This is a genomic window from Cytobacillus dafuensis (genome assembly GCF_007995155.1).
Lineage (GTDB): Bacteria > Bacillota > Bacilli > Bacillales > Cytobacillaceae > Cytobacillus > Cytobacillus dafuensis.
Map to the genome: position 1 here is coordinate 3,726,705 of NZ_CP042593.1, position 23,791 is coordinate 3,750,495.

Annotated in this window: 20 protein-coding genes; 3 read left to right on the forward strand and 17 right to left on the reverse strand. The window is 37.6% G+C overall.

The window, feature by feature from the left end; genetic code table 11:
* Positions 1 to 5 precede the first annotated feature (5 nt).
* The 4 genes from motS to FSZ17_RS17785 form a co-directional block, all read right to left on the reverse strand.
* Positions 6 to 776 (reverse strand): flagellar motor protein MotS, encoded by a 771-nt coding sequence (gene motS, locus FSZ17_RS17770; RefSeq protein WP_057772098.1) that lies wholly within the window; start codon positions 774 to 776, stop codon positions 6 to 8.
* Positions 766 to 1,584 (reverse strand): flagellar motor protein MotP, encoded by an 819-nt coding sequence (gene motP / locus FSZ17_RS17775; protein ID WP_057772101.1) that lies wholly within the window; start codon positions 1,582 to 1,584, stop codon positions 766 to 768. The genes motS and motP overlap by 11 nt, the downstream gene beginning before the upstream one ends.
* A gap of 383 nt (positions 1,585 to 1,967) precedes the next feature.
* Positions 1,968 to 2,966, reverse strand: coding sequence for a catabolite control protein A (ccpA, locus tag FSZ17_RS17780; RefSeq protein WP_057772103.1), 999 nt, complete (start codon positions 2,964 to 2,966; stop codon positions 1,968 to 1,970).
* A gap of 381 nt (positions 2,967 to 3,347) precedes the next feature.
* Positions 3,348 to 4,421, reverse strand: a complete 1,074-nt coding sequence (locus tag FSZ17_RS17785; RefSeq protein ID WP_057772105.1) for a bifunctional 3-deoxy-7-phosphoheptulonate synthase/chorismate mutase — start codon at positions 4,419 to 4,421, stop codon at positions 3,348 to 3,350.
* A 248-nt stretch (positions 4,422 to 4,669) separates the two neighbouring features.
* Here FSZ17_RS17785 and FSZ17_RS17790 point away from each other — a divergent pair, with 248 nt between their 5' ends.
* Positions 4,670 to 6,838 carry a cell division protein FtsA gene (locus FSZ17_RS17790; RefSeq protein WP_057772106.1) on the forward strand — a complete coding sequence of 723 codons (2,169 nt, stop codon included), beginning with the start codon at positions 4,670 to 4,672 and terminating at the stop codon, positions 6,836 to 6,838.
* A 25-nt stretch (positions 6,839 to 6,863) separates the two neighbouring features.
* Here the strand turns inward: FSZ17_RS17790 and ytxJ are convergent, their stop codons facing one another.
* The 3 genes from ytxJ to FSZ17_RS17805 form a co-directional block, all read right to left on the reverse strand.
* Complete coding sequence (ytxJ, locus tag FSZ17_RS17795) at positions 6,864 to 7,187, reverse strand: bacillithiol system redox-active protein YtxJ (protein ID WP_057772109.1); 324 nt, start codon at positions 7,185 to 7,187, stop codon at positions 6,864 to 6,866.
* Positions 7,188 to 7,260: 73 nt separating this feature from the next.
* Positions 7,261 to 7,728, reverse strand: coding sequence for a YtxH domain-containing protein (locus FSZ17_RS17800; RefSeq protein ID WP_057772111.1), 468 nt, complete (start codon positions 7,726 to 7,728; stop codon positions 7,261 to 7,263).
* A gap of 16 nt (positions 7,729 to 7,744) precedes the next feature.
* Entirely contained in the window at positions 7,745 to 8,230 is a 486-nt protein-coding gene (locus FSZ17_RS17805) for a DUF948 domain-containing protein (RefSeq protein ID WP_407643455.1), read from the reverse strand.
* Positions 8,231 to 8,757: 527 nt separating this feature from the next.
* On the opposite strand from FSZ17_RS17805, the gene FSZ17_RS17810 reads away from it, so the two are divergent.
* Positions 8,758 to 9,873 carry an aminopeptidase gene (locus FSZ17_RS17810; RefSeq protein ID WP_057772114.1) on the forward strand — a complete coding sequence of 372 codons (1,116 nt, stop codon included), beginning with the start codon at positions 8,758 to 8,760 and terminating at the stop codon, positions 9,871 to 9,873.
* Positions 9,874 to 10,093: 220 nt separating this feature from the next.
* Here the strand turns inward: FSZ17_RS17810 and murC are convergent, their stop codons facing one another.
* The 8 genes from murC to FSZ17_RS17850 form a co-directional block, all read right to left on the reverse strand.
* A complete protein-coding gene (gene murC / locus FSZ17_RS17815) occupies positions 10,094 to 11,395 on the reverse strand; it encodes a UDP-N-acetylmuramate--L-alanine ligase (RefSeq protein WP_057772116.1) in 1,302 nt (433 codons plus the stop codon).
* A gap of 506 nt (positions 11,396 to 11,901) precedes the next feature.
* Positions 11,902 to 12,999 carry a nicotinate phosphoribosyltransferase gene (locus FSZ17_RS17820; protein ID WP_057772120.1) on the reverse strand — a complete coding sequence of 366 codons (1,098 nt, stop codon included), beginning with the start codon at positions 12,997 to 12,999 and terminating at the stop codon, positions 11,902 to 11,904.
* Between the two features lie 184 nt (positions 13,000 to 13,183).
* On the reverse strand, positions 13,184 to 15,658 hold the full coding sequence (locus tag FSZ17_RS17825; RefSeq protein ID WP_057772122.1) for a DNA translocase FtsK: 2,475 nt from the start codon (positions 15,656 to 15,658) through the stop codon (positions 13,184 to 13,186).
* 301 nt (positions 15,659 to 15,959) lie between these two features.
* On the reverse strand, positions 15,960 to 16,763 hold the full coding sequence (locus FSZ17_RS17830; protein WP_057772124.1) for a DUF1444 domain-containing protein: 804 nt from the start codon (positions 16,761 to 16,763) through the stop codon (positions 15,960 to 15,962).
* Between the two features lie 94 nt (positions 16,764 to 16,857).
* Positions 16,858 to 17,175, reverse strand: coding sequence for a thioredoxin family protein (locus tag FSZ17_RS17835; protein WP_057772126.1), 318 nt, complete (start codon positions 17,173 to 17,175; stop codon positions 16,858 to 16,860).
* A gap of 414 nt (positions 17,176 to 17,589) precedes the next feature.
* A complete protein-coding gene (locus tag FSZ17_RS17840; protein ID WP_057772128.1) occupies positions 17,590 to 18,096 on the reverse strand; it encodes a hypothetical protein in 507 nt (168 codons plus the stop codon).
* A gap of 137 nt (positions 18,097 to 18,233) precedes the next feature.
* Positions 18,234 to 18,743: a DUF84 family protein gene (locus tag FSZ17_RS17845; RefSeq protein WP_057772130.1), complete on the reverse strand. Its 510-nt coding sequence runs from the start codon at positions 18,741 to 18,743 to the stop codon at positions 18,234 to 18,236.
* Positions 18,744 to 18,820: 77 nt separating this feature from the next.
* The gene (locus FSZ17_RS17850; RefSeq protein WP_057772132.1) at positions 18,821 to 19,894 is read right to left on the reverse strand and encodes a M42 family metallopeptidase; all 1,074 of its coding nucleotides are present in this window, start codon (positions 19,892 to 19,894) and stop codon (positions 18,821 to 18,823) included.
* Positions 19,895 to 20,134: 240 nt separating this feature from the next.
* Here FSZ17_RS17850 and FSZ17_RS17855 point away from each other — a divergent pair, with 240 nt between their 5' ends.
* Complete coding sequence (locus FSZ17_RS17855; RefSeq protein ID WP_057772134.1) at positions 20,135 to 20,449, forward strand: hypothetical protein; 315 nt, start codon at positions 20,135 to 20,137, stop codon at positions 20,447 to 20,449.
* Between the two features lie 423 nt (positions 20,450 to 20,872).
* Here FSZ17_RS17855 and FSZ17_RS17860 read toward each other — a convergent pair whose 3' ends face one another.
* Together FSZ17_RS17860 and FSZ17_RS17865 are read right to left on the reverse strand one after the other, a co-directional pair.
* Positions 20,873 to 22,303: an NAD-dependent succinate-semialdehyde dehydrogenase gene (locus tag FSZ17_RS17860; RefSeq protein WP_057772136.1), complete on the reverse strand. Its 1,431-nt coding sequence runs from the start codon at positions 22,301 to 22,303 to the stop codon at positions 20,873 to 20,875.
* A 97-nt stretch (positions 22,304 to 22,400) separates the two neighbouring features.
* A complete protein-coding gene (locus FSZ17_RS17865) occupies positions 22,401 to 23,774 on the reverse strand; it encodes a hypothetical protein (protein WP_057772138.1) in 1,374 nt (457 codons plus the stop codon).
* Positions 23,775 to 23,791: the final 17 nt, after the last annotated feature.

The window sequence follows — 23,791 nt, forward strand, 5'->3', positions numbered from 1 at the left end:
TCCTTTTAATTTGAAACGAGATCATCTTTACTATATTTTGGATCTGAAATAACAATTTCAACGCGACGATTTTTTTGTCTATTTTCTGGTGAATCGTTCGGAACTATTGGTCTAGTATCAGAATAGCCAACAGCAATAAATCTGCTGCTATCCAATTGATGCTCTTCTATAAGATAGTTGATAACACTGCTTGCCCGTGCAGCAGATAACTCCCAATTGGAAGGATATCGATAACTATTCATAGGGCGGTCATCTGTATGTCCTTCAACCTTTACTAAATTAGGCAGGTTTTTTAAGAGTTCGCCTACCTTATCTAGAAATGGATGAGCATCAGCAATTACATTGGCTTCCCCAGGTGCAAATAAAACCTTTTCCTGAAGGACCAGTACAACACCACGTTCCGTTCGATTGGCGATAATTACATCATCCATACCGTTTTTATCTAAGAAGCTCTGAACTTCTGTTAAAAGATTTTCCAATGACTCATCCGTAGAATCTTGATCACTATTTTCATTAGCTTTTCCTTCATTCTTGTCATTCACAGGCATATCCGCCTCTATTCCTGCTGGATTATCTAGTGGCACAACTGAAGGATAGAAATCAAAAAATTGCTCACGAAATGATTCTGTTATTGCCTTAAATTTTAGCATATCAATCTGAGACATTGAGAATAGCAAAATAAAGAAAACTAATATTAATGTAATTAAGTCAGAGAATGTAACCATCCAGCCAGGAGCACCTTTAGGAGCTTGAGATTCCCTTCTCCTAAGCTTCATTTTTTAAATCCTCCCCAGAATACATCAATGACGCTGCTGCTTTTCGCTCTTCTGTAGATAAGAAAGCACTCAGCTTTTCTTCAAGAAGCTTAGGGTTTTGACCTGCTTGTACACCAAGCACACCTTCAATAATTATTTGCTTTAAAAAGACTTCCTTCTCTGTTTTTAAAGCTAGCTTTGAGGCTATTGGAAGAAATACTAAATTCGCTAGTAATGTTCCATATAAAGTGGTTAATAGAGCAATTGCCATATTGGGACCGAGACTTGATGGATCATTTAAGTTTCTTAGCATGAGAACTAGTCCAATTAATGTACCAATCATCCCCCATGACGGCGCGTATTCCCCGGCTTTTTCCAGAATACTTCTACCCTTTCGATGCCTCTCTTCCATAGCCGTAATTTCCGCGTTCATAATATCGTTAATCATATCAGGCTCAATTCCATCTACAGCAAGCAAAATTCCCTTACGAATAAAAGGATCTTCAACCTCTTCTATCTCAACTTCCAAAGAAAGCAGCCCTTCACGACGCGCACGCTCCGAAAGAGTGACAAGCGTCTTAATTAATTGGTCCAAATTTTGCTCATTTTGGCTAAATCCTTGCTTTATAACAGTAAAAACATGTTTCATATCTTTTGGTGGAAAGCTTACAAGCAAACCTGCAATAACTCCACCTAAAACAATTAACATGGAAGCTGGATCAATAAAGGAAAAAAAGCCACTTATTCCTCCATTTGTTATAATCCCAAAAACAAGCATAACTAAGCCAACAATCAAACCGATTGGCGTTAGTGCATCCATTTTTTTCATAAGGTCCTCTCCCGATCTTTAAAAATAATGAAAAGTGCGCTTCCGCTTTTCTCTGTCCAGCTACAGCGTCTAGGGCCTCGAGGTCTTAAGCCGTTCCGCCAAAAAGGTTAAAGGTCAACCTTTCTGACGGCTCGTCTTAAGCTTGTCGCCCCTGGGCAAGCCGCTTCCGCTTTTCTCTGTCTAGCTACACCACCTAGCCCCTCGAGGTCTTAAGTCATTCCGTCAAGAAAGTTAAAGAACAACATTCATGCCGGACTGTCTTATGCTTGTCGGACTTTCACAGGATGTGATGACGTCGATGTTCGCCACAGGACGTGGCGGTTCTTATTCGACGTTCCTTAGAACAAACCGCTTCCGCTTTTCTTCTTATATCGGCATTTCCATTATTTTGTTGAGCTTCGTTGTTCAATTCGGTGTGGGAGAACGACAATATGATCCCTTACTTCTTCTTTGTTCATATACTTTGTTAAAAGTCTCATTGCAACTGCCCCGATATCATAAAGTGGCTGTACAATAGTTGTTAGCTGAGGTCGAACCATCAATGATAATCTTGTATTATCGGAACTGATCACTTCGAAATCTTCTGGAATATTAAATCCTTTATCTTCTGCTCCATGAACAATGCCTAATGCCATTTCATCGGATGCTGAAAAAATTGCAGTTGGTTTCTTATTTGCTTCAAGAAGCTTTTCGAATGCCTCAATTCCAGAATCATATGTGTAATCACCTTCAGCTACTAACACTTCATTATAAGATATTCCTTCATCTGCTAATGCTCGCTTATAGCCTTCAAGTTTTTTCACGCTATTAATCGGCTCATGCAAAGGCCCTAAAACGATTGCTACTTCATTATGGCCATTTTTAATAAACGATGTGACAGCATCATATGTTGCTTGCTCATAATTGATATTTACTGATGGGATTGTTTCAGATTCCTCAATTGAGCCTGCCAGAACAATTGGAACTGGAGATTTTTCAAATTCCTCAACTAGCTCCGGAGTGATATTCCCTCCCATAAAAACAATTCCATCGACTTGCTTTCCAAGCATTGTATTTAATAGATGTAGTTCCTTATCTAAATTTTGATCCGAATTACTAAGAATAATATTGTATTTATACATGGTTGCAATATCTTCAATTCCTCTAGCCAGCTCTGCAAAGAAGATATTCGAAATATCTGGTATGATTACACCAACTGTAGTCGTTTTCTTGCTCGCAAGACCACGCGCAACTGCATTTGGACGATAACCAAGTCTTTCAATCACCTCCGTTACCTTTTTCCTAGTTGCGGGCTTTACATTTGGATTCCCATTCACTACTCGGGAAACCGTTGCCATTGATACATTAGCCTCTCTAGCAACATCGTATATCGTTACATTCATTTTTTTCACTCCTTATACTCTTAGGCGAATCATTTTATTTTAGTTTACTACAAGTTTCTTAACCTTATCACGTTGACATTTGTGATTGGTTACACATGCATAATTATGTAATTAATCATACGACAGTCTACGAATTGCCGCAATGTCAAGACTCATTTTTTTACAAAAATGACACTAAGAAAAGCGCAAGCGCCTTGCTCACCCCCGACAAGCACAAGACGAGCCTCACGGAAAGGTGTTCTTTACCTTTCTGGGAGGATTGGCTTGTGACCTCGAGGGGGTAGGCGCTGGAGCTAGACAATTCTCAAACTTAGAAAAGTTATCCTTCCTTAACTTCAAATAAAAGAAGCCTTCTGTCGAATGCAGAAGGCTTTCCATCTATTATACTTTAACAAACGCAGACGATTGCAGTTCCTTCATAAACTCATCAAACTGTTTTAAATCCATTTGCTGGGCATTATCTGATAATGCCACTGCTGGGTCTGGATGAACTTCAGCCATAACACCATCTGCTCCAATTGCTAATGCCGCTTTTGCTGCAGGAAGAAGTAAATCTCGTCTTCCAGTTGAATGTGTGACATCGACTAATACTGGTAAATGCGTTTCTTGTTTTAAAATTGGCACTGCAGAAATATCTAAAGTATTGCGAGTTGCACGCTCATACGTACGTATTCCGCGTTCGCAAAGTATGATCTGCCCATTTCCCTGAGCCATAATATACTCGGCAGCATTTATGAATTCCTCAATAGTAGCAGAAATACCACGCTTCAGTAATACTGGCTTATTGACTGCTCCTGCTGCTTTCAATAATTCAAAATTCTGCATGTTTCTTGCACCGATTTGGATAACATCAATGTAATTTACAGCTGTTTCGATATCAGCAGGACTTACAATTTCACTAATAACAGCTAAATCAAATTCATCTGCTATTCTTTTTAATATTTTCAGCCCTTCAATACCTAAACCTTGGAAATCATATGGGGATGTTCTAGGTTTAAAGGCACCTCCACGAAGAAGCTTAAGCCCCTTCCCTTTGATTGCATCAGCAACGGTAGCTACTTGCTCATAAGATTCTACCGCACAAGGACCAAATACTAAATGTGGATTTCCATCGCCAACTTTTTCTCCTTTAATATCCACAATCGTATTTTCGGGCTTTTTCTTCCTAGAAACTAAAAGAGCCTTACGGTGATCATCCTCTTGCAGTTCCAATCCAGCCTTAAAAATCTCCTTAAAAACATGTTCAATTGTAGAGTTTTCAAAAGGCCCATCATTATGCTCTTTAATTAAATTCAGCATATGTCGTTCGCGGACAGGATCGTAACGATGAACCCCTTGTGTTTCCTTCGCCTTCCCAATTTCCTGAACTAATTTAGCTCTCTCATTAATAAATGAAAGGAGCTGCAAATTTAACTCATCTACTCGATTTCGCAATTGATTAAGTTCATTACTCAATTCAATCCCTCCCCTTCAATAGATAATTAAGATCGATTCGAATGAGGTAGCCATTAAGAATAAGTTATCCTATCCCAATACACATGATTCCTCTCATTCTTCTTTATCGGCCCTTAAATATATGATACATTTTTAATAATTAGAGTTATTATATATGAAAATGAACTGCATGTCACGGATTTTTTCTTTATTAATTAAACGCTTTTAAGTAATAAAGTACAGTATCTTGTAAAAGAAGGTGTATTCACTTGCACGAACAAAAAAAGCTTTTTGCTTTAGATATCGGAACGCGTTCAGTAATAGGAATTATATTAGAAGAAAATCAGGGTCAATATCATGTTGTCGACTTCCTTCTGAAAGAGCATACAGAACGAGCCATGCTTGATGGACAAATTCATGATGTTTTGTCTGTTTCAAAAATTATATTAGAAATAAAAGAAATACTTGAGAAAAAACACGGGCCTTTGAAGAAGGTTTGTGTTGCTGCAGCTGGGCGGGCTTTAAAAACAGAGCGAGCAAAAGTAAGCATCAATATTAACGGGAAGCCATTAATCCAAAAACAAGATATTCTTCATCTAGAGTTAAGTGCTGTACAGCAAGCACAAGCTTGTGTAGCAGAAAAGTATCAATCAGAAAAGACTTACTATTATTATTGCGTAGGTTATTCTGTTCTTTATTACCGTTTAGATGGTGAAGAGATTGGTAGTTTAATTGACCAGCAAGGGGAGGAAGCATCTGTTGAAATTATAGCCACCTTTTTACCAAAGGTTGTTGTTGAATCACTCTTATCTGCCCTTCACCGAGCAGGACTGGAGATGGAAGCACTTACTCTAGAGCCTATTGCAGCCATAAATGTGTTAATTCCACCCACTATGCGAAGATTAAATGTCGCTTTAGTTGATATAGGAGCTGGTACTTCAGATATTGCCATAACAGATTTTGGAACAATTATCGCATACGGCATGGTTCCAGTAGCAGGAGACGAAATAACCGAGGCGCTTAGCGATCATCTGCTGTTAGATTTTCCACTTGCTGAAAAAGCAAAAAGAGAATTACATAATCATGACACTATAATGGTCACGGATATTCTTGGATTTGAAACGGAAGTAAAGAAAGATGAAATTATTAATAGCATTTCTCCAGCATTAGAAAAATTAGCAACTTCTATATGTGATGAAATTCTGAGTTTAAACAATCATCAGCCTCCAAAGGCGGTCATGCTCGTAGGTGGAGGCAGCCTGACACCAGAATTGCCATTAAGAGTGGCAGAAAAACTCAATTTGCCAAACAATAGGGTCGCAATTAGAGGTATAGATGCCATTCAATCATTAACCTTATCTGATCATATAACTAAGGGGCCAGACCTCGTTACACCTATTGGTATTGCCATCGCAGCTCATAAATCACCTGTTCAATATAAAACAGTATATGTTAATGAACAGCCAGTGAGATTATTTGAAGTAAAAAAACTTACTGTTGGTGACTGTCTTCTTGCAGCTGGTATTAAAATGAATAAACTATACGGTAAGCCTGGATTAGCCATGATCGTAACTGTAAACGGACAAAATATTACTATTCCTGGCGGTCATGGAAAAGCTCCTCTAATCTTATGCAATGGAACGTCATACTCATTAGATAATGAAATTGGAAACGGTGACCAGCTCATTGTTGAAAAAGGCGAAGATGGCAAAAAAGCTGAGCTGCAAATCAAAGATTTAGTAGATGAAATACCAAATAAAGAAATTAAAATAAATGAGGAGACATATACAATATCAGCCTCCTTAACATGTAATGGGGAACCAGCAAATCCAGACAAGTATGTAGAAGATCGAGCTGTAATAGAATGCAAAATTTCAGAAACGATTGAAGAAATGCTTATTTCTTTGAATTTACATGAACTAGTCGCTAAAATTAGGCCCTTTAGGATTAAAATAAATGGAAAAGAAAACTTTATCCCTCAACTTTCAGGAACAATTTTCCGTAACGGAAAAGAAGTTAAACCATATAATAGTTTTGAACATGGTGACCATATCATAATAGAAGATAAACAAACAATTTCAGTACGAGAACTGGCAAATATGAAACAAATGATGTTATCACAATACATCCCAGTTTCTTTTAACAACAAGAATATTAATCTAAAAAAACAAATTTCAGTCATGAAAAGAGATGGGGTAGTATTATTAGAGGAGGACATCATCCGAGATGGGGATCACCTTTTCATTGAGCAAGGTAAAATAGAACCATTCATTTTTCAAGACGTATTTGGACATGTAGATGTTGAAATACCTGCAGAATCTAATGGTAAATTTGTATTATTAATAAATGGAGAAGACGCTTCATTCCATAGCAAAATTGAACCAGGCGATGAGTTAAAAATAGTGTGGCCTACAAAAACAAATACTTCATTAAATTAAAAAACATCCAAAAATGGATGTTTTTTTATTCATTTAGAGCCTTTCTTAATGAATCATATGTAATTTTCCAGTGAGATGCATGCCAAACGGCGTTACCATTGTTGAATAGAATTGCTTGAGGAGACTCATGCTTAATATTGGACTTTTCTGCAATATGGTTTGATAAAGGACGGTCTTCCTGAACAATAAGATAATAGATGGGAAGGTTTTTATTTTCGCTTGCAAAGCTTTCATATTCTTCAAAGGCTGCCTGACTAATTGGACATGTTGAACTATGCTTTAATACCATGATTTGCTCTGCATTTTGTACAGTCTGATCAAACTCTTCAATCGTGTTGAATTTATTCATTATATTATTCCCTCCTAAAAAATAAAGGTGAAGTAATCTTATCACTTCACCTTTATGAAAACAATATTATGACTTATTGATTATATTTATATTCTGTCTCATCAAATGCTTTTTTTGTTTCTTCTAGCTTCTTCTGGATATCATCACTTTTAGCTTGTTCGCTTTTATCAGTATCACTATTTTCAACTTTTCCAATTGTCTTCACTGTTGGCGTCATGCTTTTTACTTTATTTACGATATCGGTTGACTGTTTAGAAACTGTTTGTGCAATTACATTTGATTTCTCTTTAGCCACTACAGCCAATTGTGTTCCTTTTGCCTTTGCTGTATCTCGAAATTGACCTGACTTTCCCTTTAAAACGATTGCTTGTTCATTAATATTACTTCTCAATTCCTTACCAGATTTAGGGGCTAGGAAAAGCGCTGCAGCTGCTCCTACCATTCCACCGATTAAAGCACCGATTAAAAAGTCCTTTGTGTTAATACTTTCTTCCGATTTCGATTGGTTTTGTTCATACTGCCCACGCTCTTGACTGTTCATGTTCTATCTCCTCCTTTTAATTTCTACTTCGAATCCATTTTTTCTGAGGCTCTTGCTTGCTTACTTTTTGGGGTACACTCTTGTCTTCTACAATTTCATGGGCCTGCTTTCTCATTTTCCACTTATCCTTTAGCTCCAGGAGAACTTGACTCCATTGAACGACTTGCGATATTCTATCTTGATTTTCTTCTAGCTGATCATTAACGGAGCTAGTAATCCTTTTAATAGAATTATTAAATCCTCTTACAGATTCTCCAACTTCTTTAACAGCATGAACAACACTATTTAGATTTTCAGATTTTTGTTGAATATCTTCTGCTAATACATTCGTTTTTTGGAGTAAAGCTGTTGTTTCTCTCGTAACTCCATCTAGCTGACCTTCTAAACCACTTAATGTTTTAGAAACACTTTCTAAAGTAATTTGTAAAGATTTCAATGTTTTTGATAAATAAATAACAAGAATTAAAAACGCAATTGCGATTACTGCTATACTTAAATACATAATAATTTGCACCTTAATAACCTCCGTTTGACTGCTATTATCTTTTTACCCAGTTGTAATAAGAAAAGCGCAAGCGCCTTCGGAACAATCAAAGTACAGATTGTTCCTGCGATGATTACTCTATGGAGCTTTCCGTAGTGCTCACCCTCGACAAGCATAAAACGAGCCTCTCGGAAAGGTGTTCTTTACCTTTCTGGGAGGATTGGCTTGTGACCTCCGACGTACAGGACGTACTAGTGCCGACGTTGCCACAGGACGTGGCGTCTTTAGTCGGCTAGGGGGTAGGCACTGGAGCTAGACATTCCTCTAACTCGAGAAAACTTTCTTATTTTAGGAACTAAAACCCCCCTCTTAATAAAATACCATTTAATAGAACAAATATCCTTCTTCTATTTTCTAAGATTCTATGTACAATGGACATTTTAACATATTTGTCGAAAGAGAAAATATATTATTAAACAAAAAAGAGAAATTAGTATACAATATTTATTGAGAATTGAATTAGTTTTATCGGAGGGATGGATTAGATGAAAGATCCTCGTATTGAAACACTAGCAAAAAATTTAATTAACTATTCTGTACAACTTCAAAAGGGTGAGAAAGTTCTTATTGAGAACTTCGGACTGCAAAGAGAACTTGTTACAGCTCTAGTGAAAGAAGCATACGCTGCTGGCGGATTTCCATTTGTTTTATTGAAAGATCATCAGGTTGATCGTTCACTCCTCCTTGGTGCACAGGAAGAACAATTTAATATGATGGCGGATTTTGAAGCAAATGTTATGAGTCAAATGGATGCATACATAGGTCTCCGCTCTGGGGATAACATTAATGAACATTCTGACGTACCGGATGAAAAAATGAAAATCCATGGATCAACAATTGGGAAGAAGGTCCATCGTGAAATTCGTGTACCAAAAACAAAATGGGTTGTTCTCAGATATCCAACCTCCTCAATGGCTCAATTAGCGAAAATGAGCACAGAAGGTTTTGAGGACTTCTATTTTGATGTATGTAATCTTGACTACGGAAAAATGGACAAAGCAATGGATAATCTCGTTGAATTAATGAATAAAACAGATAAAGTAAAGATTACAGGTCCTGGAACAGATTTAACCTTCTCTATTAAAGATATTCCAGCAATAAAATGCTCTGGACAAATGAATATTCCAGACGGAGAAGTCTATACAGCACCCGTTCGTGATTCTGTAAATGGAGTCATCACATACAATACTCCATCACCATATAATGGCTTTACGTTTGAGAATGTGAAGTTAACCTTTAAGGATGGAAAAATTGTTGAAGCAGTAGCCAATGATACTGAAAGAATAAACAAAATCTTTAATACAGACGAAGGAGCCCGCTATATCGGAGAATTTGCCATCGGGGTAAATCCGTATATATTACATCCAATGCAGGATATATTATTTGATGAGAAAATTGATGGAAGCTTCCATTTCACGCCAGGCCAATGCTATGACGAGGCTTATAATGGCAATAAATCAAATATTCATTGGGATATGGTCAACATCCAGCGACCAGATTACGGCGGCGGTGAAATTTATTTCGATGATTGTTTAATTCGCAAAGACGGCCGTTTTGTCATTCCTGAGCTTGAAGCACTTAATCCAGAAAACTTGAAATAAGAAAAGCGCAAGCGCCTTGCTCACCCCCGACAAGCATAAGACAGGCCGACAGGAAGGTTGCTCTTTAACCTTCTTGGCGGACTGGCTTATGACCTCGAGGGGGTAGGCGCTGGAGCTAGACATTTCTCTAACTCGAGAAAAGTTATACTTTCTTATCATTAAGAAAAGGATGCAGTCAATATAGCTGCATCCTTTTATGTTAATTCATACATGGTCAATTTTATAATAATAATTGACTCTCGTATGCCTCCTGAAACTTCTGAATATCCCCAGCTCCCATAAAAATAATTACGCTATTTTCATGAGATTTTAAAACAGCCGTTTCTTCTTCTATTAATTTTTCAGCACCAGGAATTTTTTCTATTAAATCCTCGATTGATAATTTTCCATGGTTTTCACGGGCAGAACCGAAAATTTCACACAAATAAACTTTATCAGCTAAATTTAAACTCTCTGCAAAGTCATCAAGAAATGCCTGTGTTCTTGTAAATGTATGTGGCTGAAATACGAAAATAATTTCGCGTTCAGGGTATTTCTGTCTTGCCGCATCTATGGTGGCCTTAATTTCAGTCGGATGATGTGCATAATCATCTATGATTATTTGTGTTCCAGCCTGCTTCTCTGTAAATCTTCTTTTCACTCCACTAAAGGATTTAAGGTAATCCTGGACAATGTGTGCATCGATTTCTTCATATTGACAAAGAGCAATAACTGCCAAGGAGTTTAATATATTATGATCCCCGAATGCAGGAATGGAAAAAGTTTCAAAAAAAGTGTTTCTCACAAATACATCAAAAGTGGTTCCTTCAGTCGTTTTAATAATGTTTCGAGCCTGAAAGTCATTTTCTTCTCCAAAGCCATAAAAAACCACTGGTACCTTTGCTTGAATCCTTTGCAATTGCTCGTCATCACCACATGCAAAAATACCCTTATTAACTTGCCATGCCATCTCCTGAAAGGCAGAAAACACATCATCAATATTGGCAAAGTAATCGGGATGGTCAAAATCAATATTCGTCATAATTGCATAGTCAGGAAAATAAGACAAAAAATGCCTTCTATATTCACAAGCTTCAAATATAAAAAACTCAGCGTTCTCGTCTCCGCTGCCAGTTCCATCACCGATAAGGAATGAAGTTGGTTTAGCACCTTTCATTACATGTGCCAGCAAGCCCGTAGTTGAAGTTTTTCCATGAGCACCTGTCACAGCGACACTCGTGAATTTTTTCAAAAAGTCACCAAGAAAACGGTGGTAACGTATAACAGGCAATCCAAGCTCCATTGCTTCTTGGATCTCTTCATGAGAATCCGGAAATGCATTTCCAGCAATTATCGTCATACCAGGCTTAATATTTTCCTTTTGAAAGGGAAGGATCTTTATTCCTGATTGCTCAAGGGCCATTTGTGTAAAAAAGTGTTTTTCATAGTCTGAGCCTTGCACCTCAAATTTCATATCGTGAAGGATCTGTGCCAAAGCACTCATGCCGGACCCCTTAATACCTACGAAATGGTAAATAGTCATATAAAGAACCTCCAACCATCGTATATCTGTAAAATAGTATATGACATTTATCTAGTTATGCGCATATCCCAATTAGGGACATCAATTGAAATAGGACTGTCGGTCTTAATGGTATATAGAGTATTAACTTAACTATTTTTAAGCGTAACTCTAACTTCTCTTAAAGCTTTACAGTCCACTGATCATCATATTCAAACATTATAGCACTATTTATTTTTAAAAACTATGTAATGAAATCCCAGATTGATCTTTTCATGCCGTTTTACATTGTCTAGCTTCTTGTGCCATCGGCTCGAGGTCATAAGTCAATCCCCCATGAAGGTTAAAGAGCAACCTTCATGGAGGCTCGCCTTATGCTTGAGGCCCGCAGGATGCGGGTCATGCAGACGTTGCCACAGGACAAGGAAAGAACCGTCAGCTATACATCGCACGACCAAAAGCAGAGCTTTTGGGAGGACGTGGCGGCTTTAGTCTGCGTTCATTAGACACATTACGCTTTTCTTTGTTTAGTCTACCTTTTCAAGGCGAGGATTTGGACGATAGCGTCTACCAGCTTTTGCAGCATGTTTGCCATTAATTAATACATTATCTCCTGTAAAACCAATATTAATTTTTAATAGGCTGCTGCCTACTCCGTACAAGTCTACAGGAACGCCACGCTCTTCAAATTCAAGTATGCGAGATTCATTAAAACCTCCGCTTACAACAATTTTTACATGATTAAACCCTTCATCATCCAGTGCTTTTCTAAGGGCAAAAATTAATTCTGCATTAACTCCTCGCGGGTCAAATGTACCTAGTAAGTGCTGGTTTCTCAGGAAATATTGGTCAATCATTGTACGAGAAGTATCAATGCGTACACCTTTCAGATCCTTCCCAAAAGTTCTGGCTACTTTTAGGGAGTCAGTGATTGCATCATTATTATAATCAACTAACGCAACTAATTCATCTTCCGGAAATGTTTCTTGATAAGCCTTCGTTGCAGCAACAAGATCCCCGTTGAACATTTGAATAAGTGCATGAGGCATCGTGCCCATGCCCTTTTTTCCCCACCATTCATTCATAGCATGAGTGGCTTGTGCTGTTGCTCCACCTATGAAAGCCGCATATCCATCCCCTGCTTGAGTGATATAATGGTCATCGCGGTCACCCATGAAGATGACCTGCTTCTGTTTCCCAGAAACGCTTGCTGCTTTCACAACATTATACACATTTGTAGCGACTGAAGTTCGACGAGAGAGAATCCCATCGATCACTCCCTCTAGATAACCAAAGTCTTGATATCTCCCTGTAATGGTCAATACAGTTTCAAATGGTGAGATTTGGTCACCATCTTTTAAAGAATATATTTCAAGTTCATCCGGATTATCAGCAAAAGTTTTTAGAAGAGCAATTGCTTCATCCGTACCACAAAGAACGGCATGATTTTTTTGAAAAAATTGCATCGTAACAATATTATCTTTATGATATTTATTTACAATATCTCTAGTCTTTAAAAAATATACGGCAGAAAACCAGCCATCTCTGACCCTTTCGTCAAATTTAAATGTCTGATTTGTAAGGCGTTTTATTTCCCCTTTTACCTTAAGTTCAATTTCCTTCATTCTAAAGCTCCTCAAATACATAATTAGAAAAATGGGCGTTCGCTAAGTCCTTCCGCCGAACGCTTAGCCATTCTTATGTGAACTCATTAGCTGAATCTATATAGAAAGTTCGTAACCATTTTAGGTTGCTATATACTAAAACTTTTCTACTAGCTTAAAACATGCAAGTAAAGGATACCATTTATTAATTTATTGTACTAGTATCTAAAATGGATTCAAGTTCTTCATCTGTTATCAGAACCTCTCTAGGCTTGCTTCCGCGTGTTTCAGAAATAAACCCTTGTTTCTCCATCATGTCGATTAGCCTTGCTGCTCGATTATAACCGATTTTAAATCTTCTTTGGAGACTTGATGTTGAAGCAGCTCCTTGATCAATAACAAACTCACAGGCTTCATAGAAAAGTTCATCCTCATCTTCCATGACCTGTGTCTTTTTCAGTAATTCCTCTTGTTCAAATAAATATTCAGGGGCCCGTTCCTTTCTTACATGGGCAACTACAGCATCTATTTCCTGATCAGAAACATATGTGCCTTGAAGACGAACAGGCTTGGATGAGCCATTTTCTAAGAATAGCATATCTCCTCGTCCAAGTAATTTTTCAGCACCACTAATATCTATAATAGTCCTTGAGTCGATTTGGGATGAGACAGAGAAAGCAATTCTCGTCGGGACATTCGCCTTTATTAATCCTGTAATGACATCAACGGATGGTCTTTGTGTAGCAATAATTAGATGTATTCCACAGGCTCTCGCTTTTTGGGCAATCCGGCAAATCGCTTCCTCCACATCAGCAGGTGACATCATCATTAAGTCTGCGAGCTCATCAATAATGATAACCATGTATGGAAGCTTGTCTGAATAGCGCTTATGTTCTTCAGCAACCTCATTAAAACGGTTAATATCCCTAACGCCAGCATGGGCAAACAACTCATATCGACGCTCCATCTCATCCACAGCCCATTTTAATGCAGCAGTTGCCGCCTTCACATCCGTTATTACAGGGCTAACTAGGTGTGGAATTTGATTATAAGGAGCTAGTTCAACCATTTTTGGATCAATTAATATTAGCTTTAATTCGTCAGGTGTTGCTTTATATAAAAGACTGACAAGAATTGAATTAATACACACACTTTTCCCTGATCCAGTTGCCCCTGCAATTAAACCATGTGGCATTTTCCTTAAATCAGTTACGATTGGGTTCCCGCCAATATCTAATCCAAGAACAGCCGTTAAAGGAGATGCATGATTATTAAACACTGGGCTATTAATGATTTCACTAATAAACACTGGCCTGCTAGCTTTGTTCGGCACTTCAATCCCAATGGTATGTTTTCCTGGAATAGGTGCTTCAATTCTAATATCCCTTGCTGCTAAGCTTAATTTAATATCGTCAGTGAGATTTGTAATTTTATTTACCTTTACACCTGGCTCTGGTTGGACTTCAAACCTCGTAACGGATGGTCCTTGAGTAACATTGACAACTTTCGCTCGTACATTAAAGTTTATTAATGTTGAATTCAATAATTCCTCTTGCTCGATCAGCCAGTCAGAGGACTTTTCTTGATATACTGGGGGACTAAGCAAGCTTTTGTAAGGAAATTCATAATATGAAATCTCTTCATCCATGAATGTTTTTTCTACTGAAATTGTATCTGACTTAGTTTCCTCATCGTGTAAATAATTATTTTCTATTGCAGGTGATGGAATCGTTTCTGTTTTCTCTGTAAGCTTTTGTTTATCATTTTTGAGCATTAAAACATTAAATGGTATATGCTTCCTAGTAGGAGATGAGATTTTCTCCTCTAATTTACTTTCTTCACTTGGAATCCTGCTTACGTTTTGTTCAATATTGCTTTCTTGGTCAACAATTATCTTCGAATTTTCACTGACCTTCTCTTCATTATTTATTTCAAAAACACTGCTCCGTGTTTCGAGGTCTTCTTTCTCTTCTATCACTTGATAATGATCAATGGAGTTAGGTGATTCTTCAGATGTACTCTCTTGAGTTTCCATTACTGAAGCCGAGAAAATAGGTTCTTCTTGCTGATTTTCAAGTAACTGATCTGCTAGTGCTTCTATCTTATTGGTGTTTTCATATGAAGAAGGATCAATTAACTCTTCAGTTATTGATCTTAGCACCTCTTTAGGTTCGAGCTTTTCTTTCATATCATCATAGACGCTATCAGTTAATTCATATTCTATCGGTTCTGTCTTTACCTGCCTATTAGTAATTTCTGTCTTAGGACGATTATACCCATAGATCGGAGATGGAATTTCCGTTGGTCGAAAAGGTCTTTTTCTTTTTGAAACTTCCTTTTCATTTTTATTTTTAGTTGTAGCAGCATATTGATGTTCTGGATTACGTTTAGGCTTTTCTTCTTTTGTTTTGGGAGAGAATGACACTTTTTCTCTTTCAATGTTTCGATTTCTTTCACCTTTTATTTTTTGCTCCTGGTTATCATCAGGGATCAGTGGAAAACGAAATTGCCCTTTTGGATATTGATAAACAACCTTTGCGTTTACATCTTTAGAAATACCTTTTTGACTGTATGTTTCAGATTCATAATCTTGATGATTATGAATCATATTTTCTTCATTGAATTCATTCTGATCCTCATCATCTCTGAACATTTGAAATAGCTTTTTAATCCAACTCATTTTATACCAACTCTTTCTTTGATTCTATCCCATCCATTTTATCGCAGTTTTACAGGCAGTAAAACCCCTACAAAATATTTGGAAACCCAATTAGTATATTTATTACGGTTAACTTTCTGTCCCATTGGGTGAAGCTTTATTTTATCAGTATTTCGCGATATTTGAAGGAAAAATAAGAGATTGTTTTTAATGGTTAAATATTTCGATAAAAATTAAATATTTTTGTCATAATTGAAGGGAATATCTGTAATAAAAAAAGACCACAGCTTTGTGATCCCTAAAACGATTTGTTACTAACTATCTACTTCTTTCGATTTTGGCCAAGGATAAATATTGGTTCAAGCTCACCGTTTTCATATAAAAAGGACAATGCTGTAATTGGTACTCTCCCGCTCGCGAAAAAGCTCATTGTCATTTCAGCGAGAATATCATAGCCTGTATCATTCATTATGTCAGCAATAATAAGAACATCCTGATGCGGAACTGCCACTGCCATTGTACCAATTATTTGCTTTTCCATTTCCTTAAGAAAAGAATCATTTAAAATTCTGCTTGCATCATATCCGTCATTTTTATTTAAAAAATAAAAAGTATTTCCAGCAACTGTATCACTTTTCAAATCTGTTGAAAGCGAGCGTACATTAAATAGAGCAATTTCCTTTATTCTTTCATGAGCCCAACCTTCCTTTTGCATAAGCTTTGTATCAATAAGCCGGTAGGTTGTTCCAAGATCGAGTGCATAATAGATTCTTGTTTCTGCAGTATGGGCATCTGCTAAAAATGGAACATCCTCCTCAGATTCTATCGGGAATGAAGTTGAACGTATAACTGGAAATATATTCTTTTCATATCCTGATAACTGAATTGGTCTTTCTTCCATTGCCTTTAAACCTTCTTCAACGTAATAGACGACCTCGTCAATTGCCTTCACGTTTTGTACTTCCCATTTAGCAATAATTCCTGGCAACGAAATTGTAATTCCCTTTCCAGTTTCTTTATTTTCAATGCGAAGCTCATCTTTTTTCTTATCAAATAAAAAAACTCGATTAGAATTTGTTAATCGTTTTTCTAATTCTTTCTTCATTTTTAAACTATTCATTTTCATATTAGTCCCTCCTTAGAAGAAAAGCTGACAATTAACTATCTAAAAAAATTGTACACTAAAAGCCCCCCATCTAAAAGGATGGAGGGTTATCATTTTACTGATCCAATTGATTAATAAAATTCTCAATTTCTTCTTGTGTCTTTCGATCTTTGCTGACAAAACGGCCAAGTTCTTTCCCATCCTGGAAGCCAATGAAGCTTGGAATACCAAACACATCAAGCTGAATACATAAGTCAATAAATTGGTCGCGGTCAACATAGATAAAGGAATAATCTTGATATTTTGCTTCAACCTCTGGAAGAATTGGTTCAATTATGCGACAATCCGGACACCAATCAGCAGAAAACATAAAAATATGCTTACCTTGATCTCTTAGCTGTTCAAATTGTTCCATTGTTTCAAGCTTTTTCATTTCGTTCACCTTTTCCTCATTTTATTTATTTAGATAATAGCAAACTTATAGTAGCTAAGCTAATAAAATGCGCAAAACCACATTCAAGAATAAAGTGAAACTTCCATCAGTGGGGATTTTTCGACGCACAGGACGTGCTAGTGCCGACGTTGCCACAGGACGTGGCGTTCTTAGTCGGCTTTCATCCCCCACTGATGGTTAGTTGCGGCCCACAGGAAGTGGGTCACGCAGACGTTGCCACACGACGTGGCGCTTTTAGTCTGTGTTCATTTTATAGGCCTTTACGGGCAGTTGATCCCCCACTTAGGTTGCTTTAATTCTCTCGCAACCTTGTAGTGGGGGTCTTACTGCCCGTTAATCTGCGATAAGAAAGAAGATGAAATAAGAAAAGCGCAAGGAGACCTTCGCTTTTTCTTATTTCATCTTAACGGATTGAACGATATCGATCATTGAACTTGCTTCGGTTGATAAATTTTTTGTTTTAATATTGGTCGTAATTTTCACTCCACCAATACCAATTGTCACTTCATTCATATTATTGTCAGAATTTTTTATTAATAAAAATCCAAACTTACCATTTTCACTATATGTTTCTTTTAAATCATACTCATTTTGCTTTAGTGTAGCATCATACACAACTTTACTATCAGGGCCTTCATGCTGATTATAAAATAGTATATATTTTTTCGAGCCATTTTTTAGAATAATATTGTTTGGTGACTCTTCTTCAACTTCAAAGCCAAATGGTAGATAGAACTTAATATCTTCATTTTCATTATTTGTCTCTTTTGGTTTATTGTTGAAGGCTTTATTAACAGTATCCATTGCCACTTTTTGCTCTTCTTTTAATGAAGCAGAACAAGCACTCAGCAGTATAATAGCAAAAAACAAGAGCAAGGCAGCTTTATAATGGTTTCTCATACTTTTTTCCTCCTTGCTAGGAAAATCTATCATCCTTTTCTATCATACATTTCTTATTGATCATCTGGCAACCCTTTGACTAAATTGTAACAAGGAACCATATTTTCACTACCTTTGTATAGAAAACTTCCCTAATCCTATTTAGATCTATACTCGTATTGGCCAACAAGAAGCTTAACCACATGTGTAAACATTTCCGACCTACTGATTTGTCCATTTGTAAAGTTTCCAATTGCCCCTTCCTTTTTCCTAACACCCTCTTTATCTGTAAATCTATCCATTACTGGACCAAGTTCTTCTCCGGAAAGCAATCTGTCTGCAATTTTCTTAGGGAGAGGGATTCTAGCACCACCAGAAATAATTGGAGGCTTTCCCTCCTCTGCAAGTGCTCCCCAATTACACAAAAATAGCCCATATTCTGTCTTCTGAACCCCACCTTCGAGTCCAATCCCAATATCCCCGCCACCTTCCTTTAAGGCACTGTAAGCTCGATTAATGGCTCCTTTAATTGTCTCTTCATCTGAAAATGGCTGATCTCTTACTCCAGATGGAACATTGACTGATATAAACTCAGCTTGATAGCTATGAAATACGGTTTCAACTGCTGTGATCTTAGCTGGATTTTTAGAACCAATTATTATTTTCATCATATGCGCTCCTTAAAAGGGAAATCGAAAAGAGGCAACAAAATGGCTGCCTCTTTCCAAAGAAAATATAAGTTTTTTTAGCTATTTTGACGAATAGATTCAACCGTTGTACGGTCACACGACTTTACAAGCTTTATTAGTAATTCCTTCGCTGCAGCATAGTCATCTACATGTACAATCGAAGCATGTGTATGAATATAGCGAGAGCAAATACCAATTACTGCACTTGGAACACCTTCATTAGATAGATGAACTCGTCCTGCATCTGTACCTCCTTGAGATACAAAATATTGATAAGGTATATTATGCTTTTCAGCCGTATCAAGGATGAATTCTCTCATTCCTCGATGAGTCACCATAGAGCGGTCTAAAATTCTCAATAAAGTCCCTTTTCCTAGCTGACCGAACTCATCTTTGCTACCTGACATATCATTTGCTGGGCTAGCATCCAATGCGAAGAAAATGTCTGGATTAATCATGTTTGCAGCGGTTTGCGCACCTCGAAGACCAACTTCTTCTTGTACGGTTGCTCCTGAATAAAGAATATTAGGCAGCTTTTCATCTTTTACTTCTTCTAGAAGCTCTATTGCTAATCCACAGCCATAGCGATTGTCCCATGCTTTTGCCATAATTTTCTTTTCGTTGGCCATAGGTGTAAAAGGACAAATAGGGACAATTTGCTGACCAGGCTTAATCCCTATTTTTTCAGCATCCTCACGATTATCAGCACCAATATCAATTAACATATTTGTTATTTCCATTGGCTTACTGCGTTTAGCTTCATCCAAAAGATGTGGAGGAATAGAACCAATCACACCAATGACAGGCCCATTATTTGTCATAATCTGTACTCTTTGAGCTAATAATACTTGGCTCCACCAACCGCCTAATGTTTGAAAGCGCAGCATGCCATTGTCAGTAATGGAAGTGACCATGAAACCAACTTCATCCATATGGCCTGCAACCATTACAGTTGGCCCATTTTCGTCACCTTTCTTTATTCCAAAAATACTTCCCAGCTTATCCTGAACCACTTCATCTGCAAATTGACTAAGCTGTTCTCGCATAAATTTACGTACTAAATGTTCATTTCCCGGCGCACCAGGCAGCTCAGTTAATGTTTTAAAAAGCTGACGTGTTTTCTCGTTCATCTTTATGCTCCTTTATTTTCATTAAGAAATTTATGTATATTTTTATTTTACAGAACTTTAATTCTGCTTACCACTCTAAATGTTTTTATCCAAGCCTGTTCTTTGATAAGATGGTACAGTAGACAGAAAAACGTAAGCCTTCATTGTGGAGCTAGACATTTCTTACTCGAGAAAGCTTATACTTAATTTTTAAAATGGATGTATTATTCGTGTTTATTTATCTCATCTGGGGGAGTGTTTATGAACTGGAAATCATTTTTGTTAGGTGTGGGAGTCGGTTTAGCAGGTGGATATGCTGCTAGAGAGCTGCTAGCACAAAAAACTACCGTCTCGCCTGAAAAAGCATTGGCTAATGCAAAAAATGCTTTTAAGAAAGAGGGACCAATAAGCGGTTCGTGGATTCAGATGCAAGCAGAGAAATATCAAAAGGGTCACCTAAAATACGAAATATATCGAGGCGGAATTTCTAGACAAATAGGCGATCAAGTAGAGCAATATGAATTTATTGCAGATACAGGTACTGGATTGATTTTGGATGCATACAAGCTATCCTAGGTAGAGTCCATTTAATAGTAGGCGGGAGCGATTTTGCTATTCTAGAGCTTTTTTTTACAAAATCAGACTCAGCTCGGGAGATTAATCGAACCCGCCGCCCTATAAAGTGAAACTTCCATCAGTCGGGGTTTTTCGACGCACAGGACGTGCTAGTGCCGACGTTGCCACAGGACGTGGCGTTCTTAGTCGGCTTTCATCCCCCACTGATGGTTAGTTGAACCAATCACGCTCAAAACGCCACGTCCTGTGGCTTTCGCCTGACTAGGGCATCGTGTCCGTCGTCGGGCCTTTACGGGCAGTTGATCCCCCACTTAGGTTTCTTTAATTCTCTCGCAACCTTGAAGTGGGGTCTTACTGCCCGTTAATCTGCGATAAATAACTCTTTTTACATTGGTAAAATAGTTGAAATTCAATATTTAAGAATTAGATAGAAAATCCGCCAAGCTTTGTTTCTAAATACTCTTCAATACCTTCTCTTCCACCTTCTCTGCCTAACCCGCTTTCATTCATACCTCCGAAAGGTGCGGCAGCAGATGTAGGATTTATATCATTTATCCCAATAATTCCAAAGTTTAATTCTTCAAATGCTCTCATCGCTCTTGATAAATTATTTGTATAGACATAGGCAGCGAGTCCATAATTCGTATCATTTGCCATCTGCATTACTTCTTCGTCAGAATCGAAAATGATAATGGGCGCAACCGGACCAAAGGTTTCTTCACTAAATATCTTCATCTCTTTGTTGATTCCCGACAATATCGTTGGGGCATAATAATTTCCCTTGTCCAATCCACTTTCTATCATTCGGTTGCCGCCAATTTTCAAAGATGCTCCTCTCTCAATAGCATCCTTTACTTGATTATCCACCTTCTCAATTGCAGCTTCATTAACAAGCGGGCCTATGCTAACCCCTTCTTCTAATCCATTGCCTGCTCTTAGCTTATGAACTCGTTCAATCAATGTATTCGTAAATTCTTCAGCAATTGAGCGATGAACGAAGATTCGATTTGGACTTATACAGGCTTGCCCTGTATTCAAAAACTTCACTAATGAAACGCCTTTGGCAGCATGGACTGGGTCAGCATCATCATAAACAATAAATGGAGCATGTCCCCCTAATTCCATGGAGATTCTTTTAACATATCTTGCTGCTTTTTCTGCTAAAAGCTTTCCGATATTCGTTGATCCGGTAAACGTAATTTTTTTAACCGACTTGTTTGATAATAATTCCTCGCCAATCTCCTCTGGATTTGTTGAAGAAACTAAATTTATGACACCATTCGGAATTCCAGCATCCGCAAAAACCTTAAACACTTCCTTTGCACATAAGGGAGTTTCCTCAGCAGGTTTTAATACAACTGTGCAGCCAGCAGCAAGAGCAGGAGCTAGTTTCCTTGTAATCATTGAAACTGGATAATTCCATGGAGTAATGGCACCGACAACACCTACAGGCTGACGAATGGCCAAGAATCTTTGATCTCTTCTCGGCGCTGGAATAATCTCTCCGTAAACTCGTTTAGCTTCTTCCGCATACCATAATAAAAAATCTGCGCCATATTGGACCTCATTACGTGCAGCTTTTAATGGTTTTCCTTGCTCGATTGTCATTAAGCGAGCGAGTTCTTCTTTTCTTTCCATCATAATCTGATAGGCTTTGTATAAGTAACTGGAGCGCTCATATGCTGTTAATTTGGACCAAGTCTTAAAGCTTTGGGCAGCTGCATTAATTGCCTCTTTCGTATCCTTTCGATTCCCATCGGCAACTTCTCCAATTACTTCACCATTTGCAGGGTTATATACAGGAAATGAACGATTAGATTCAGATTCGACCCACTCTCCATTGATATATAGCAATTTAAATACCTCCAACTCTTTTTAATAAGAAAGAGAGAAGAAACATTTTCTTCTCTTCCTTCTTATCATAATATTCTGAATTTTGACTCTACAATAATTAAGCAGTTTTTGTTTCGCTTGAATCTTCTTTCATATCTTTAACCCAGTTTTTCTCAAGAAGGAGCCATAAAATAATACCTACTCCAAGACCCCAAGCTGCTCCTTTTGAAGCAAGAACTGCACCAATAATGACTGCAATTCCTTTTTCTAAATTCCCTTTTTCCTTAAGCACTTCCATAGCCAAATAGCCGCATAAATAACCTTGTATAAGCATAGTTAATGCCATTCCAATATTAATACCAGGTTTGAACAAGGTTACGATTGGTCCGAGCATTAGCGCAATGCTCATTCCCCAGAATATCCCTGTTGCACCTCCCCAATAACTATCTACTTGCTTACGGCCATTGTTCATATATCTATTTATGACCAATACTTGCCCACCGGTCCATTGTGGACCTGATAAAGGTAAGTAAGGCATAAATATTCCTTGTAAAAAGTTTCTGATTGAAACGATAATACTGTTTCTACTAGCACTAAAAACAATTTTCTCGTCTTTGCGAACCTCATTAGCCTGATCAATGAGAGAGCTAACTACTAATATATCACCAAAAGCGATAATATAAGCTGCAATGGCTAACGGAAGCGCTTTCATAAAATATTCAAATGGAGGAAACCCTATCCCGAACACACTATAATTGGAAATAATTTCGCCGATTGGCACTGGTACGATATTCCATGCTATCTCTGGAATCTTAACCTCGCCGATTAGCATACCTATTAAATAGGATATGGCAAAGGGGATGGCAATTCCAAATTGAGCAATATAACGGAAAAGTGAGTATCTCTTTCTTAAAGGTTCTGCTGTTTTCGAAAACATCATGAAAAAGCCAAACGCTGCACCTAATAGAATCGTAATAGGCATTGTCCAAACTCTACCATTTGGGGAAAACTCACCAAAGATAGCTGCAAATCCTGCACCAAGGAGTATTCCGGCTTTGAGAGAAATAGGTAATCGCTTAATAAGCATATCTGCTCCTTTAAAAATCCCCATGAGCAAAAACAAAAGGGCAACAGTTAATTGTAAGGCGATGAGAGCAAGAATTCTTGCCTCCCCCTCAGGAAAGCCTGTTAAAAAACCTACATATAAGGGAATACCAGCAGTGATCCATCCTGCGATAGACGGGTCACCAAAATGGGTATGAAGAAGGTAAAGAAAATTGTTTATAATAACAAAGGCAATTGCTAATTCAAATGGAATCCCCAGAACGTCCATCATGACTGCTGTAATTCCCATAGGAACCACACATAAAATGGCTCCTTGAATCCAGTCAGGATATTCAAATTTATAATGAATAAATGGAAGTCTAAACTTTAGAGGTCCAAGCACATAAGGTTGTTCACCACCGTCATTCCTTTTCCTATATAATCCCATTTCCCTCTCACTCCTCC